This window comes from Janthinobacterium sp. PLB04 (assembly GCF_021165895.1).
In the GTDB taxonomy this organism is placed as follows: Bacteria; Pseudomonadota; Gammaproteobacteria; order Burkholderiales; family Burkholderiaceae_D; genus Janthinobacterium; species Janthinobacterium lividum.
In genome coordinates this window covers 1421881-1436949 of sequence record NZ_CP088968.1, presented here as the reverse complement: position 1 = coordinate 1436949, position 15069 = coordinate 1421881, and the positions used below count along the sequence as shown (strand labels likewise).

11 protein-coding genes are annotated in these 15069 nt (G+C 63.3%); 2 read left to right on the top strand and 9 right to left on the bottom strand.

Going from position 1 to position 15069, the window contains the following annotated elements; translation table 11 throughout:
* Nucleotides 1-154: 154 nt before the first annotated feature.
* The 3 genes from LSO07_RS06210 to LSO07_RS06200 form a co-directional block, all read right to left on the bottom strand.
* The gene (locus tag LSO07_RS06210; protein WP_034782414.1) at nucleotides 155-1072 is read right to left on the bottom strand and encodes a LysR family transcriptional regulator; all 918 of its coding nucleotides are present in this window, start codon (nucleotides 1070-1072) and stop codon (nucleotides 155-157) included.
* A gap of 75 nt (nucleotides 1073-1147) precedes the next feature.
* Nucleotides 1148-2383 carry a M20/M25/M40 family metallo-hydrolase gene (locus LSO07_RS06205; RefSeq protein WP_151092858.1) on the bottom strand — a complete coding sequence of 412 codons (1236 nt, stop codon included), beginning with the start codon at nucleotides 2381-2383 and terminating at the stop codon, nucleotides 1148-1150.
* The gene (locus LSO07_RS06200) at nucleotides 2380-3612 is read right to left on the bottom strand and encodes a urate hydroxylase PuuD (RefSeq protein ID WP_151092856.1); all 1233 of its coding nucleotides are present in this window, start codon (nucleotides 3610-3612) and stop codon (nucleotides 2380-2382) included. The genes LSO07_RS06205 and LSO07_RS06200 overlap by 4 nt, the downstream gene beginning before the upstream one ends.
* Before the next feature lie 131 nt (nucleotides 3613-3743).
* Here LSO07_RS06200 and LSO07_RS06195 point away from each other — a divergent pair, with 131 nt between their 5' ends.
* Both LSO07_RS06195 and LSO07_RS06190 read left to right on the top strand, forming a co-directional pair.
* Nucleotides 3744-4682 carry a LysR family transcriptional regulator gene (locus LSO07_RS06195; protein WP_034754583.1) on the top strand — a complete coding sequence of 313 codons (939 nt, stop codon included), beginning with the start codon at nucleotides 3744-3746 and terminating at the stop codon, nucleotides 4680-4682.
* A gap of 73 nt (nucleotides 4683-4755) precedes the next feature.
* Nucleotides 4756-6510, top strand: coding sequence for an allantoate amidohydrolase (locus LSO07_RS06190; protein ID WP_151092854.1), 1755 nt, complete (start codon nucleotides 4756-4758; stop codon nucleotides 6508-6510).
* Between the two features lie 21 nt (nucleotides 6511-6531).
* On the opposite strand, the gene LSO07_RS06185 is transcribed toward LSO07_RS06190, so the two are convergent.
* From LSO07_RS06185 to LSO07_RS06160, 6 genes are all read right to left on the bottom strand, one after another.
* Nucleotides 6532-7767 carry a Zn-dependent hydrolase gene (locus LSO07_RS06185; protein WP_151092852.1) on the bottom strand — a complete coding sequence of 412 codons (1236 nt, stop codon included), beginning with the start codon at nucleotides 7765-7767 and terminating at the stop codon, nucleotides 6532-6534.
* Nucleotides 7768-7777: 10 nt separating this feature from the next.
* Entirely contained in the window at nucleotides 7778-9169 is a 1392-nt protein-coding gene (gene hydA / locus LSO07_RS06180; protein WP_151092850.1) for a dihydropyrimidinase, read from the bottom strand.
* A gap of 16 nt (nucleotides 9170-9185) precedes the next feature.
* On the bottom strand, nucleotides 9186-10670 hold the full coding sequence (locus LSO07_RS06175; protein ID WP_151092848.1) for an NCS1 family nucleobase:cation symporter-1: 1485 nt from the start codon (nucleotides 10668-10670) through the stop codon (nucleotides 9186-9188).
* Nucleotides 10671-10812: 142 nt separating this feature from the next.
* Complete coding sequence (gene preA, locus LSO07_RS06170) at nucleotides 10813-12093, bottom strand: NAD-dependent dihydropyrimidine dehydrogenase subunit PreA (protein WP_208672452.1); 1281 nt, start codon at nucleotides 12091-12093, stop codon at nucleotides 10813-10815.
* Entirely contained in the window at nucleotides 12093-13460 is a 1368-nt protein-coding gene (locus LSO07_RS06165; protein WP_151092844.1) for an NAD(P)-dependent oxidoreductase, read from the bottom strand. Before LSO07_RS06165 ends, preA begins: the two co-directional genes overlap by 1 nt.
* Nucleotides 13461-13506: 46 nt before the next feature.
* A complete protein-coding gene (locus LSO07_RS06160) occupies nucleotides 13507-15009 on the bottom strand; it encodes a CoA-acylating methylmalonate-semialdehyde dehydrogenase (RefSeq protein WP_151092842.1) in 1503 nt (500 codons plus the stop codon).
* Between the last annotated feature and the right edge of the window lie 60 nt (nucleotides 15010-15069).

The window sequence follows — 15069 nt, the reverse complement described above, 5'->3', positions numbered from 1 at the left end:
TGGCAAACGGGTTATTCTGAACGCGACTGATAAGTTTTTCTTGTGGGTGGAACCAACAATGTTGCCGGATTACGCGCCTGGGCGCTCATCCGACCTACGCGACTCACCTCGACCACGGCATTGTAGGTCGGCTTAGCGCCAGCGTAAGCCGACATCACCCTGCCCCATATTCCTCACCCAGCGCCAAAGTGAACCTGGCCGCCTCCTCGCACGCCAGCATGGCCACCAGCTGGATCGCTTCCGTCGTGATGTCTTCGCTGTAGCTGATGACGATGCGCTGCGGCGCCAGGCTGCTGGTGCAGGGAATCAGGGCGATGTGGCCCTGTTCGATCTCCTCGCGCAGGGGCGCCAGCGGCAGCACGGCGATGCCGAATCCCGCTTTGACCAGGCGCACGATGGCGGAGATCGAACTGACGCAGTGGACCCTTCCCAGCTGCACACCCTCGTCCTGGCACAGCGCCTTCAAGGCGGAATGCGGCTGCGAACCGCGGTTCATGGTGATGATGGGGTGCTGCGCCAGTTGCGCCACCGTGAATGGCGCGCCCGTATCGGGCCAGTCGGCGGCCCTGCCGGCCCAGCCCATGGCGATGGCGCCGCTGCCCGTGCTGCGGATATGGTCGCCCGTCAGCATGTCCGTCTGCAGCGCGATATCGAGTTCGCCCTGCTGCAGCTGTTCGTGCAGGCGGCGCGTCGATTCGGACGTCAGTTGAATCTCGATGCCCGGATAGCGCTCCTGCACGCGCTGCAGGAACGGGATCAGCCACGTATGCACGATGGTTTCGATGACGCCGATGCGCACTTCGCCCGTGATCTGCGCGGGCGAGGAATTGGCCGCATACATGTCGCGGCACAGTTCCAGCATGCGTTCGGCATACACGAGCAGGTTGCGCCCGGCAAAGGTCAGGCGGATTTCACGCGCGTCGCGGTCGAACAGGCGCGTACCGAAATCCTGCTCCAGCGAAGCGATGCGGTTGGAGATGGCCGCCTGCGTGATGTGCAGCTTGTCGGCGGCCGTGCGAAAACTGCCCAGCCGCGCTGCCCAGACAAACGCTTCGAGAAAACGGGTATTCAATTTGGCTCTTCAATCAATGGGGGCACTTCTTCACAGAATGTGTGGTCGCCCCATTGTAAGCCAAAGCGCGCTGCCTTATTTCTGGCCCAGGAAGTCCAGCAGGGTCAGGGCGACGATCTTGCTGGCCTTGCGCAAATCATCGAGCGCCAGGCGCTCGTCAGCCTTCTTCGCGTTCGATTCGGGCACCGTGCGCGGCCCGGCGCCATACAGCACGGCGGGGATGCCCCGCTCGCCATACAGGCGCGCGTCCGCATACAGGGGCGTGCCGACGGCGGGAATCGTCTCGCCGAGGATGGCTTGCGCATTCTTTTGCAGGCTGTCGACCAGTTGTTCGGAACCGGGCAAGGGCCGCAGCGCGTGCGACAGCAGCAGGCGGCGGATCTCGATGCGGATGCCAGGCTCGCCCCGCACGGCGTCTTCGATCAGCGCGCGCACCTGCGCTTCCACCGCCACAGGATCTTCTTCGGGAATCATGCGGCGGTCCATCTTCATGACGACCTTGCCCGGCACCACATTGGTATTCGTGCCGCCGTCGATGCGCCCCACCAGCATGGTGGGCGAGTCGATGCCGGCCACTTTGGATTTGATCTTTTTCAGCTCCGGCAACTGGCCGTAGATGGCGTTGAGTATCTTGTTGGCCGCCTGCAGCGCGTCATGGCCCGTCTCCGGCATGGAACCATGGCCAGCCTTGCCGTGCACGGTGATTTCCAGTTGCAGGCAGGCGTTGTGCGCCGTGACGATGCCGTAGCTGAAACCGGCGGCAATGACGAAATCGGGCTTCGTCAGTTGCTGTTCCAGCAGCCAGCCCGGCCCCAGCAAGCCGCCGAACTCCTCGTCGTACGTGAAGTGCAGCTCGAGCTGGCCTTTGAGTGGAATGCCCAGCGCTTCGAGCGCGCGGGCGGCAAATACATAGGTGGCGAAATCGCCTTTCGAGACGGCCGTCGCGCGGCCATACATGTAGCCGCCGTCGATCTGGCCGCCATACGGCGGATACGTCCAGTTGTCGCCGGGCGGCACCACGTCGCCATGCGCATTCAGGGCCACGGTCGGCCCGCCTGCGGCATACGGCCGGCGCACGATCAAATTGGTGATGCTTTGCATGCCGTACGCTTCCACCTGATCGTTTGGGACGGCGTGCTTTTCCGCCTGCCAGCCATACGCCTGCAGCAGTTGCGCCACCAAATCCGCATGGGGCGCGTTGTTGCCGGGCGGCGTATCCGTCGGCTGCTGCACCACCTTCTGTAAAAATGCGACTTCCTCGTCGAAGTGATCATCGATCCAGGCCGTGATTCGTTCTGCGTGCATTGTCATTTTGTTCCTTGCATGGTCTGTTGCAGCCAGGCGCCAAGTTCGCTGCGCTCGGCCTCCGTCATATTGGTCAGGTTCCCGATCGGCATGGCCTTCAATTCAATGGCCTGCTTGTAGATTTGCGCCGCGTGCTGGCGGATTTCAGTTTCATTATCCAGCATCATGCCGGCCGGCGCCGTGGCGAAACCCGGTTGCATGGGCTGGGCCGAATGACAGGTGGCGCAGCGCTGGGCGATGATGGCATGCACGCTCTTGAATTGCGCAGCCGGATCCACCGCCGGCGCGGCCGCCACGGCCACGGGCGCTTTCGGCGCGATGGCGATAGCTACGGCCAGCAGCAGGGCCACGCCGATGGCCGGATAGCGCCACTCCACTCTTCCCTTGTGGCGCAGGTTGAAAAAGTGGCGGATGAAGACGCCGGCCGCCATGATCAGCGCCAGCACCAGCCACGCGTGGTCGTTCCGGTATGTCATCGCATAATGGTTGCTGATCATGATGAACAGCACCGGCAAGGTAAAATAATTGTTATGCACACTGCGCTGCTTGGCTTTCAGGCCGTGCTTGGGATCGGGCAGCTTGCCGGCGGCCATGGCCTCGACCATCTTGCGCTGGCCGGGAATGATCAGCATCAGCACATTGGCCACCATGATGGTGCCGATCATGGCGCCCACATGGATATAGGCGGCGCGTCCGCTGAGCAAATGCGTGAGCACGTACGCGGCGCCGACGATCAGCGCGAACACGGTCACGCCGAACCACAGTTCATATTGCGCTAATGTTGACCTGCACAGCAAATCGTACACGGTCCAGCCGATGACGAGGGTGGCGATGCCGATACCGACTGCCTGCCCGCTGGAGATGTCCGCCACGGATTTGTCGATCATCATGGCCTGGGCATTGAAATAATACGCGATGGTCAGCAGCGCGAAACCGGACAGCCAGGTCGAATACGCTTCCCATTTGAACCAGTGCAGTTCCTTCGGCAGTTCGGCGGGCGCCACCAGGTATTTTTGCGGGTTGTAGAAGCCGCCGCCATGCACGGCCCACAATTCTCCCGACACGCCCTTCTTCGCCAGCTCTGAGCCGGGCGCGGGCGGGCGGATCGAGTTGTCGAGCCAGACGAAATAGAAGGAAGCACCGATCCAGGCGATGCCCGTGATGACGTGCAGCCAGCGGACGATCAGGTTCAGCCACTCAAGGCCGTACGGGATCAGGTAGGCAAATACTTCCATAAATTTCCTCTAGTCAGACCGAACCAATATTCGTGCCAATCTACACAAGATAAACGGATTTACCGCCCGCCACATGAAAAATATCGTATATTTGACATATTCAAATCGATATACAACAGAGGCGCCGCCACATGTCCAGCCTGCCGCAACACCTCGACCTGCACCTGATCCGCATCCTCTACCTGCTGCTGGTGGAAAAGAATGTCTCACGCGTGGCGCTGAAACTCAATCAGCCGCAGCCATCGATTTCCGCCTCCTTGCGCAAGCTGCGCGAATTGACGGGCGACCCGCTGCTCGTGCGCGGCGCGCGCGGCATGGTGCCGACCCAGCATGGCGAAAGCCTGCTCAATCCGGCCAAGCGCATCCTCGACCAGACGGAGAGCCTGTTCGTCAAGAAGACGCCGTTCGTGGCGCAGGAAGAGGCACGCACCTTCCATATCGCCGCGCCCGATTACCTGGACAGCCAGTTCCTGCCCAACGTGGTGGCCCTGCTGCGCCGCGGCTCGCCGAAAAGCCGCGTCGTGCTGCATAGCCTGGGGCCGGGCATCGACCATATCCGCCAACTCTCCGATGGTGGCCTGGACCTGGTCATCGCCAATTGGGACGAGCCGCCCGCGCATCTGCACATTTCGAAGCTGTTCGAAGACCCCATCATCTGCGCCATGCATGCGGAAAATGCCTATGCGCGTCGCACGGCCAGCGACGCCATGACCCTCGACGACTATTTGAGCCTGCCCCACGTAGCGCCGTCGCAGATGATGCCCGGCTATCACGGCGTGATCGATTCCTTCCTCGAGCGGCAAAACCTGCAGCGCAACGTGGTGGTGGAATCGGCGTATTTCGGCCTGATCCCCTACATGCTGACGCAGACGGACCTGGTACTCACCACGGGCCGGCAATTCATGCGCTTCTATGAAAAGACGCTGCCGCTGAAAACGTATACCGTGCCGCTGAAATTCCCGCCGATGCGCTTTTACCAGCTGTGGCACCAGCGCGTACACCAGGCGCCCGAGCACAAATGGCTGCGCGACCAGGTCAGCGCGGCCGCCAAGGCGCTGGTGCAGCGATAGCCGCTATCAGCACGCGCATATAATGGACGCAGGAACGGGGCGCTATCATCACCGCTTGCATGATCGGAAAACCATGACCACCCTTTCAGACCTGAACGCCGGCAGCCCGGCAGACTTTATCGCACGGCTGCATGGCATCTACGAACACTCGCCCTGGATCGCCCAGCGCGCGGCCCCCGCCCGGCCGTTTGCCAGCCTGACGGCACTCAAGACGGAGCTGCAGCGCGTGCTGGCGCATGCCTCGCCCGAAGAGCAGCTGGGGCTGATACGCGCCCACCCGGAGCTGGCCGGCAAGGCCGCCATCGCAGGACAGCTGACGGCGGAATCGACGCGCGAGCAGGCCAAGTCCGGCCTGAACCTGTGCAGTGCCGAGGAATTCGCCACCCTGCAGCGCCTGAATACCGAGTACAACGCCAAGTTCGGCTTTCCCTTCATCCTGGCCGTCAAGGGCCCGACGGGTGAAGGCTTGACGCGCCAGGACATCATCGCCACGTTTGCGCGGCGCCTGAAGAACCGGCGCGCCGATGAACTGGCCGAGTCGCTGCGGCAGATCAAGCGCATCGCCGAGCTGCGCCTGAACGACCTGTTCGACGTGCGCCTGGACTTCGGCCCGGCCATCATGCAGCAGGCCGAAACGCTGGCTGCCTGGAGCGACAGCGATTACAACCTGACGTGCGCCTACCTGACGCCGGCGCACCAGAAAACGGCCGCGCAGCTGGCCGAATGGATGCGGGACGCGGGCATGCAGGTGCACATCGACGCCGTCGGCAATGTCGTCGGGTGCTATCTGTCCGACGCGCCCGGCGCAAAAACCCTGATGACGGGATCGCATTACGACACGGTGCGCAACGGCGGCAAGTACGATGGCCGCCTGGGCATCGTACTGCCCATCGCCGTCGTGCGCCACCTGCATGAGCGGGGCGAAAAGCTGCCCTTCCACTTCGAGATCGTCGGCTTCGCCGAGGAAGAAGGCGTGCGCTTCAAGAGCACGTTTTTGGGCAGCACGGCTGTCACGGGCAAGTTCGACGTGTCGCTGCTGGAACAGGTGGATGCGGATGGCGTGAGCATGCGCGACGCGCTGGCGGCCGCCGGCCACGAGGCAAGCGCCATCGGCGCCATCGCGCGCGATCCCGCCGACTTGCTCGGTTATGTGGAAGTGCATATCGAGCAGGGGCCGGTACTGCTGGAACGCGACCTGCCGCTGGGGATCGTCACGGCGATTGCCGGCAGCTCGCGCTACCTGGTCAATCTTGGCGGCGTGGCCAGCCACGCGGGAACCACGCCCATGACCATGCGCAAGGATGCCGCCAGCGCGGCAGCCGAAATCATCCTGCTGGTGGAACAGCGCTGCAGCAAGGGCGAGGCGCTGGTGGGCACCGTAGGGCAGCTGCACGTGCCCAACGGCTCCGTCAACGTGATCGCCGGCGCCTGCACCCTGTCGCTCGACATCCGCGCGGCCGTTGACGCGGTACGCCAGGCGGCCGTCGACGATATTCTCGATGGCATCGCCGCCATCTGCGCGCGGCGCCAGATCGACTGCCAGCTGGAACTGCTGCTGTCGGCGCGTGCCGCGCCATGCGCGCCATGGCTGATGGCGCAGCTGGCGCAGGCCGTGGAATCGGTCGGCATCGAACCGTATGCGCTGCTGTCTGGCGCCGGCCACGACGCCATGGCCATGGCCGCCATCACCGACGTGGCCATGCTGTTTACCCGCTGCGGCAATGGCGGCATCAGCCACAACCCACTGGAAACCATGACGGCGGACGACGCCGACATCGCGGCGCGCGCGCTGCTGGCGTTCCTGCGCAACTTCCAGCCCAAGCCCTGAAGCGGGCATGGGCCGGTGGAGCTACACGGCCACGGCCCGCTCCAGCATCGCGTGCAGCAGGACATTACAGCCCGCTTCCAGGTGCTCGGGCTTGGCGTCTTCGATTTCATTGTGGCTGATGCCATCCTTGCACGGCACGAAGATCATGCCGGCCGGCGCCAGCCGGGCCGCGTAGATGGCATCGTGTCCGGCGCCGGACACCACGTCCATCACCGAGTAGCCCAGCTTTTCCGTGGCGTTGCGCACGGCGCCCACGCAGTCGGGATGGAACGGGCATGGCGGGTAATAAGAGACTCTTTCCAGCGAAATGCCCAGCCCTGTCTTCTCGCGCGTGGCATCGATGAAGGCCGTGATCTCGCCATGCATGGTGTTGAGCAGTTCGTCGTTCACATTGCGCAGGTCGATGCTGAATGTGACTTCGCCGGGGATCACGTTACGGCTGTTCGGGAAGACCTGCACCATGCCCACCGTGCCGCGGCCATACGGCGGGTAGCGGTTGGCAATCGCCACCACCTCCTGCATGATCGTCGTTGCCACCTGCAGCGCATCCTTGCGCAATCCCATGGGGGTGGGGCCAGCATGCGCTTCCATGCCCGTTACCACACAGTCGTACCACGACAGGCCCATCACGGCCGGTACCACGCCAATGACTTTATCGGCGTCTTCCAGCACGGGTCCCTGCTCGATATGCGTTTCAAAGTAAGCGCCGATGGGATGGTCTCCCGGCACCTGCTCGCCCTTGTAGCCGATGCGCGCCAGTTCCTCGCCCACGGTTTTTCCCTCCGTATCCTTGGCCGCATACGCCGTCTCCAGCGAGAAGGCGCCGCAAAATACGCCGGAACCCATCATCACGGGCACGAAGCGCGAACCCTCCTCGTTGGTCCAGAAGGCCACCTCGATGGGCGCCTGCGTCTTGATTTTCAAGTCGTTCAGGGTACGCACCACTTCCAGGCCGGCCAGCACGCCGTAATTGCCATCGAACTTGCCACCCGTGGGTTGCGTGTCGATATGGCTGCCCGTCATCACGGGCGGTAGGCTGTTGTCGGCGCCGTCGCGGCGCATGAAGACATTGCCGATCTGGTCGATCGTGATGCTCATGCCCGCTTCGCGGCCCCATCCCACCACCAGGTCGCGGCCCTGCTTGTCCAGGTCCGTCAGGGCCAGGCGCTTGACGCCGCCCTTCGCTGTCGCGCCGATCTGCGCCAGCTCCATCAGCGCAGCCCACAGGCGCTCGCCATTGATACGCAATTCATCCATCGTCAACTCCTTATGCGGTGGTAGCGGAAAAGGCGGGCCGTTCGACATAGCGCCCCGCCCCTTCGACGGCCGTCAGTTCGCCCTTGTGGAACACTACCTTGCCGGCGGCAATCGTGGTGCTGGGGATGCCGCGCACGGTGCGCCCTTCGAAGACGTTGAAGCCTCCCTTGGCGAACTGCGTGGCGGCGGAAATGGTGCGCGTGCCTTGCGGATCCCACAGCACGATGTCGGCATCGCTGCCAGCGGCGATGACGCCCTTGCGCGGATACATATTGAAGATCTGCGCCGCATTGGTGGAGCTCACCTTGACGAATTCGGAGGGCGTCAGCATGCCGGAATTGACGCCGGCGTCCCACACGACGGCCATGCGTTCCTCTACGCCGCCGCAACCGTTCGGGATGCGCGTAAAGTCCTGCTTGCCCGCCGCCTTCTGTTCGGCGCAAAAGGTGCAGTGGTCGGTGGCCGTCGTCTGCAGGTTGCCGCTTTGCAGGCCGTGCCACAGCGCCGATTGGTGGTGCTTGCCGCGAAACGGAGGGCTCATGACGTGGCCCGCCACGTAGTCGAAATCGTCGCTCTGGTAGACGCTGTCGTCGATCACCAAGTGGCCCGCCAGCGCTTCGCCATACACGCGCTGGCCATTGGCGCGCGCCCGCGTGATGGCGTCGAGCGACTCGGCGCACGAAACGTGCACGATGTACACGGGGGTATTGAGTACGTTGGCAATTGCGATGGCGCGGTTGGCAGCCTCCGCTTCCACGGCCGGCGGACGCGACCGCGGATGCGCCTGCGGCCCGGTAATCCCCTTCTTGAGCAAAGCTTGCTGCAATTGAAAAACCAGCTCGCCGTTTTCCGCATGCACGGTGGGCAGCGCGCCCAGTTCCAGCGAACGGGTAAAACTTTTCACCAGGGTTTCATCGTCGGCCATGATGGCGTTTTTATACGCCATGAAGTGCTTGAAGCTGTTCACGCCATGCTCGCGCACGAGGGTGCCCATCTCTTCATGTACCTGCTCGCTCCACCAGGTAATCGCCACGTGGAAGGTGTAGTCGCCGGCCGCCTTGGCCGACCACTCGCGCCACTGGTGATAGGCCTCGATCAAGGATTGCTTGGGCGCCGGGATGACGAAGTCCATGATGGTGGTCGTGCCGCCCGCCAGTCCCGCCGCCGTGCCCGTGAAAAAATCGTCGGACGTCACGGTACCCATGAAGGGCAGGTTCATGTGCGTGTGCGTGTCGATTCCGCCCGGCATCACGTACAGGCCGCCCGCGTCGATCACCGTGGCGCCGGCGGGTGCCAAAAGGTTCTCGCCGACGGCGGCGATGGTGTCGCCCTCGATCAGCACATCGGCGCGGAAAGCGCGGTCGGCGTTGACGACGGTACCGCCACGTATCAGTGTAGCCATCTTGTCTCCTTTGTGATTACGACTGCGGCGCCTGCTGCACGTGCGTCACGGCCTTGCCCTTCATCATGACGCCGTACACGACGGCGGCGATGGCCACGCCCACGAACCAGGCGTAGGTGTAGATGGTTTTAAAGCCTTCGGCCACGTCGGGAAACGCCGTGGGAAAGGCCGCGTTCAAAAAGCCAGGGATATTCGGCAGCACGGCGATGACAAAGGCGATCAGCGCCGCCATATTCCAGCCATTGCCATACGAGTAGACGCCGTCGTCGCGGTACAGCTGCCTGACGTCGAGCTGCGTCTTGCGCACAAAATAATAGTCGACGATGAGGATGCCGGCGATGGGGCCCAGCAGGGCCGAGTAGCCGATCAGCCATGTGAAGATATAGCCCTGCGTCGACTCGAGCACCTTCCACGGCATCATGACGATGGCGATGAAGGCCGTGATGTAGCCCCCCATCTTGTAGGAAATCTGCTTCGGTGCCAGCGAGGAAAAGTCGTACGCCGGGCCCACCAGGTTGGCGGCCAGGTTGACGCTGACCGTGTCGATCAGGAGGATGATCAAGGCGATCAGCACGGCGGCGCCCGTCATGCGGCTGGCCAGGTCGACCGGGTCCCAGATGGCCTTGCCGTACATGACGACGGAGCCGGCAGTGACGATCACGGCCAGCATGGCCAGCAATCCCATAGGCACCGGCAAGCCGATCGACTGGCCGATCACCTGGTCGCGCTGCGTCTTGGCAAAGCGCGTGAAGTCGGGGATGTTCAAGGCCAGGGTGGCCCAGAAACCCACCATGGCCGTCAGCGACGGCCAGAAGACGCTCCAGAACTGGCCCGCCTTTTTACCGCCGGGGATGAATTGCGATGGCTGGTCCAGCAGGCTGGCCACGCCGCCGGCCTTGCTGTGAACCCAGTACAGCAGTACGAAGCAGATGAGGATTTTCAGCGGCGCAGTGTAGGTTTCGAGTTTGCGGATCGACTCCATGCCATGCAGGATGTAATAGAACTGGATGGCCCAGAAAGCCAGGAAGCACAATAGCTGGCTGCCGTTGATGCCCAGGCCCGCGATCTTCTCGCCGCCAAGTTCATGGCCTACCAGCACGCCCATCAGGGTATAGATCATCTGCCCGCCGAACCAGGTCTGGATGCCATACCAGCCGCAGGCGACGATGGCGCGCATCAGGGCCGGCAACCGCGCACCCATGGTGCCGAACGAGGCACGCGCCAGCACGGCATACGGGATGCCGTACTTGGTGCCCGCATGGCCGATCAGCAGCATCGGCAGGAGCACGATGGCATTGGCGAGAAATACCGTGAGCACGGCCTGGTAACCGGACATGCCGCTGTCGATCAGGCTGGCCGACAGGGTGTAGGCGGGAATGCACATCACCATGCCGACCCACAGCGCGGCGAAGTGATACCAGCGCCAGGTGCGCTGCGCCGCCGTGGTGGGCGCCAGGTCTTCATTCCAGAGTTGCGTGTTGCCTGAATAGTCGTGGTTCACAGGGTTGCTCCATCGGTTAGACCGCTGGCACGCGAAGGCGCCAGGGATACGGCAATGTGGAAACGGCTCGGCTTTTAAGTAATCTAGCTTACTGCAAAGACGCGCCGCTGTTTATAAAATAAACGCACGCAATAACCGTGCCCTATGCCGTCTCCGCCAACGCGCGGGGATTCCTGGGATCCTGCGTCCAGTTCATGTACGGCTTGCCCGTGGCCTGCGGCACCATCGTGATGCAGCCCTGCACCGGGCAGGTGATTTCGCACAGGTTGCAGCCCACGCACTCCTCCTTGATCACCTCATACGTGCGCGTGCCGGCGGCGTCGATCAGTTGCGCAATCGACTGGTGCGAGGTGTCTTCGCAAGCCACGTAGCACTTGCCGCATTTGATGCAGTCGTCCTGGTTGATCTGCGCGATGACCTGGTAATTCATGTCCAGGTATTTCCAGTCCGTCGTGTTGGCCACGGCCTTGCCGGAAAAGTCGCTGATGCGCTCGTAGCCCTTCTCGTCCATCCAGCGCGACAGGCCATCCTTCATCTCTTCGACGATGCGGAAGCCATGCAGCATGGCGGCCGTGCACACCTGCACGCAGCCCGCGCCCAGGGCGAGGAATTCGGCCGCGTCGCGCCAGTTGCCGATGCCGCCGATGCCGGAAATGGGCAAGCCGCGCGTCTGCGGATCGCGGGCGATTTCCGCCACCATGTTCAGGGCGATCGGTTTGACGGCCGCGCCGCAATAGCCGCCATGCGTGCTGGCGCCACCGACAATCGGCAAGGCCACCATGCGGTCCAGGTCCAGCGAGGTGATGGAATTGATGGTGTTGATCAGCGAGACGGCGTCCGCGCCGCCCGCCTTGGCCGCGCGCGCCGGCATGCGCACGTCCGTGATATTGGGCGTGAGCTTGACGATGACGGGGAGTTTGCTGTGCTTCTTGCACCAGGCGGTGACCATCTGCACATACTCGGGCACCTGGCCCACGGCCGCGCCCATGCCCCGCTCCGGCATGCCGTGCGGGCAGCCGAAATTAAGCTCGATGCCGTCCGCCCCTGTCGCCTCCACCTTGGGCAGGATGTCGGCCCAATAGTGCTCTTCGCAGGGCAGCATCAGGGAGACGATCATGGCGCGGTCGGGCCAATCCTTTTTCACCTGCGTGATTTCGCGCAGGTTGATCTCCAGCGAGCGGTCGGTGATCAGCTCGATGTTATTGAAACCGAGCACTTCGCGGTTCTTGCCATACAGGGCCGAGTAGCGCGACGAGACGTTGACGGCGGCCGGGTCTTCACCCAGGGTTTTCCACACGACGCCGCCCCAACCCGCCTCGAAGGCGCGCACCACGTTGTAGGCCTTGTCGGTCGGCGGTGCGGACGCCAGCCAGAAGGGATTCGGCGCCTTGATGCCGCAAAATTCGATGCTGAGATCAGCCATTATGCAGCCTCCACTTTATTCAACAAATCGGAATGGATCGCCAGTGCGGCCAGCTTGCCATGCTGGACGGCTTGCACCGTCAGGTCCTGCCCCGGCGCCACGCAGTCGCCGCCCGCATAGATCCCCGGCAGCACCGTGCGAAAACCCGCATCGACGGCGATCTTGTCGCCTTCGCGCTGTAGCAGCGACGCCATCGGATCATGCAGCACATCGGTGTCGAGGCTCTGGCCGATGGCCTTGAAGATGGCGTCGGCCGCCACGTCGAACGTTTCACCCGTCCCCGCCAAACGCGTGCCCTGCATGCGCGTCTTCTCGAAACGCATGCCGGCGACCTTGCCGTCAGTATCGAGCAGCACCTGCTGCGGCTGCGCCCACGTCAGCATGCGCACCTGGTTGGCCTTGGCGATGTCCTGTTCATGGTGGGTGGCCGTCATGGCGTCGAAACCGCGCCGGTAGACGAGGGTGACTTCCTCGGCGCCCAGGCGTTGGATCTGCACGGCCATGTCGATGGCCGTATTGCCAGCGCCAATCACAATCGCCCGTTTCGGCACGGGCAGCGCGGCCAGGTCGTCGGCCTGGCGCAGCGCGGCAATGTAATCGACGGCGGCCAGCAAGCCCGGTGCATCCTCGCCCGTCAGGCCCAGCTTGCGGCTGGCACCCAGGCCCAGGCCGAGGAACACGGCGTCATATTGCGCGTGCAGATCGCGCAGCTGCAGGTTCTCGCCCAGCGCCTGGCGACATCGGATCTCGATACCGCCGATATCCAGCAGGAAGTCGATTTCCTTTTGCGCGAAATCGTCCGTCAGCTTGTATTTGGCGATGCCGTACTCATTCAGGCCACCCGCCTTGCCTTCCTTTTCAAAGATCACCACGTCGTGGCCCAGCATGGCCAGGCGGTGCGCGCACGACAGGCCCGCCGGCCCCGCGCCGACGATGGCTATCGTCTTGCCGGTGCTTGGCGCCCGTTTGAACGGGTGGCTTGCGAAATGCATGTGGTCGACGGCGTAGCGCTGCAAGAGGCCGATCTTGACGGGCTGCCCCTCCGCGTCGTGGTTGCGCACGCAGACGTCCTCGCACAGGATTTCCGTGGGACAGACGCGGGCGCAGCTGCCGCCCAGGATGTTCTGTTTCAGAATGCCTGCCGCGGCACCGTTGATGTTCTTGTCGTGGATATTGCGGATGAAGCTGGCCACGTCGATTTCCGACGGACAGATGCGGCTGCACGGCGCGTCATAACAGTACAGGCAGCGGCCGCTTTCGATGGCCGCCTGGCGCGCGTTCAAGGGAGGCGCCAGGTCGGTGAAATGGCCTGCCAGTTCCTCGTTGGGCAGGGCGGGATGCGGCAAATAGTTCAAAGACTCGATCATCGCGTATTCCTCTTTTTATGTGCGGCCGGCTTGTAGTTTGAAACCTTTACTTCATCTGGGGAAAAGCAAATTCCACACCAGCGCTTGCCGTATTCGGCCAGCGCTGCATCACGGCCTTGTGCCGCGTGTAGAAACGCACGCCTTCAGGGCCATAGGCGTGGTGGTCGCCGAACATGCTGCGCTTCCAGCCGCCGAAACTGTTGAAGGCCATCGGCACGGGCAAGGGGATGTTGACGCCCACCATGCCGACCTGGATCTGGCGCACGAATTCACGCGCTACGCCGCCGTCGCGCGTGTAGATGGCCACGCCGTTGCCATACTCGTTGGCGTTGATCAGCTCCACCGCATGCACCACGTCAGGACACCGGAGCACGCACAGCACGGGGCCAAAAATTTCTTCCTTGTAGATGCTCATGTCGCGCGTCACATGGTCAAATAAAGTACCGCCGACAAAGAAGCCGTTCTCGCGTCCCGCCACCACATGGTTGCGGCCATCGACGACGAGAGTCGCGCCCTGCTCCACGCCAGAAGCGATGAGTTTTTCGATGCGCTGCTTGGCGGCCAGCGATACGACCGGCCCCATTTCCGCACCGTCGGCCATGCCGTCGCGCACTTTCAGTGCGGCCGTGCGCGTTGCCAGTGCATCGATCAATTTGTCGCCCGCGTCGCCCACGGCCACCACCACCGAGATGGCCATGCAGCGCTCGCCCGCCGAACCGTAGGCCGCGCCGATCAACGCATCGACCGTCATGTCCATGTCCGCATCGGGCATCACCACCATGTGGTTCTTCGCGCCGCCCAGCGCCTGCACGCGCTTGCCGCTGGCGCTGCCGCGCGCATAGATGTATTCGGCGATCGGCGTGGAGCCGACAAAGCTGATCGCCTGCACCACGGGATGGTCGAGCAAGGCATCGACCGTGACCTTGTCGCCCTGTACCACGTTGAAGACGCCGTCGGGCAAACCCGCTTCTTTCAGCAGTTTCGCGTGCAGCAGGGAGGCGGATGGATCGCGCTCGGATGGTTTCAGGACGAAGGTATTGCCGCAGGCGATGGCAACGGGGAACATCCACATCGGCACCATCACGGGGAAATTGAACGGCGTGATACCGGCCACCACGCCGAGCGCCTGGCGCATGGACCAGGCATCGATGCCGCGCGAAATCTGGTCCGTGAATTCGCCCTTTAACAATTGCGGAATGCCGACGGCAAATTCCACCATCTCGATGCCGCGCGCCACCTCGCCCTGCGCATCGGCAAAGGTCTTGCCATGCTCGCGCGTGAGCATGGCGGCAAAGTCGTCCGTGTGCTGCTGGCATAACTGCAGGTAGCGGAACAGCACCCGCGCGCGCGTCAGGGGCGGCGTGGCCGACCAGGAGGGAAAGGCGGCGGCGGCCGCCTGCACGGCAGCGTCCACGTCCTCCACGGTGCCCAGCGCGACGCGGGCGACGGGTTCGCCGAGCGCGGGGTTATACACGTCGCCATAGTGGCCGCTCTGGGTGTCGACTTTGACGCCGTTGATGTAGTGGGTGATGGTGTCGAGAGTGTTCATGGTGTTCCTTTTTCAAACCCAAAAACAAGTGCCGGGGTCGGACCCTCAGGGTCCGACCCC

Coding starts and splice junctions, on each gene's coding strand:
- hydA (WP_151092850.1), bottom strand. CDS start 9,169: ATGGCTACACTGATACGTGGCGGTACCGTCGTCAACGCCGACCGCGCT.
- LSO07_RS06185 (WP_151092852.1), bottom strand. CDS start 7,767: ATGGATGAATTGCGTATCAATGGCGAGCGCCTGTGGGCTGCGCTGATG.
- LSO07_RS06165 (WP_151092844.1), bottom strand. CDS start 13,460: ATGATCGAGTCTTTGAACTATTTGCCGCATCCCGCCCTGCCCAACGAG.
- preA (WP_208672452.1), bottom strand. CDS start 12,093: ATGGCTGATCTCAGCATCGAATTTTGCGGCATCAAGGCGCCGAATCCC.
- LSO07_RS06200 (WP_151092856.1), bottom strand. CDS start 3,612: ATGGAAGTATTTGCCTACCTGATCCCGTACGGCCTTGAGTGGCTGAAC.
- LSO07_RS06205 (WP_151092858.1), bottom strand. CDS start 2,383: ATGACAATGCACGCAGAACGAATCACGGCCTGGATCGATGATCACTTC.
- LSO07_RS06195 (WP_034754583.1), top strand. CDS start 3,744: ATGTCCAGCCTGCCGCAACACCTCGACCTGCACCTGATCCGCATCCTC.
- LSO07_RS06190 (WP_151092854.1), top strand. CDS start 4,756: ATGACCACCCTTTCAGACCTGAACGCCGGCAGCCCGGCAGACTTTATC.
- LSO07_RS06160 (WP_151092842.1), bottom strand. CDS start 15,009: ATGAACACTCTCGACACCATCACCCACTACATCAACGGCGTCAAAGTC.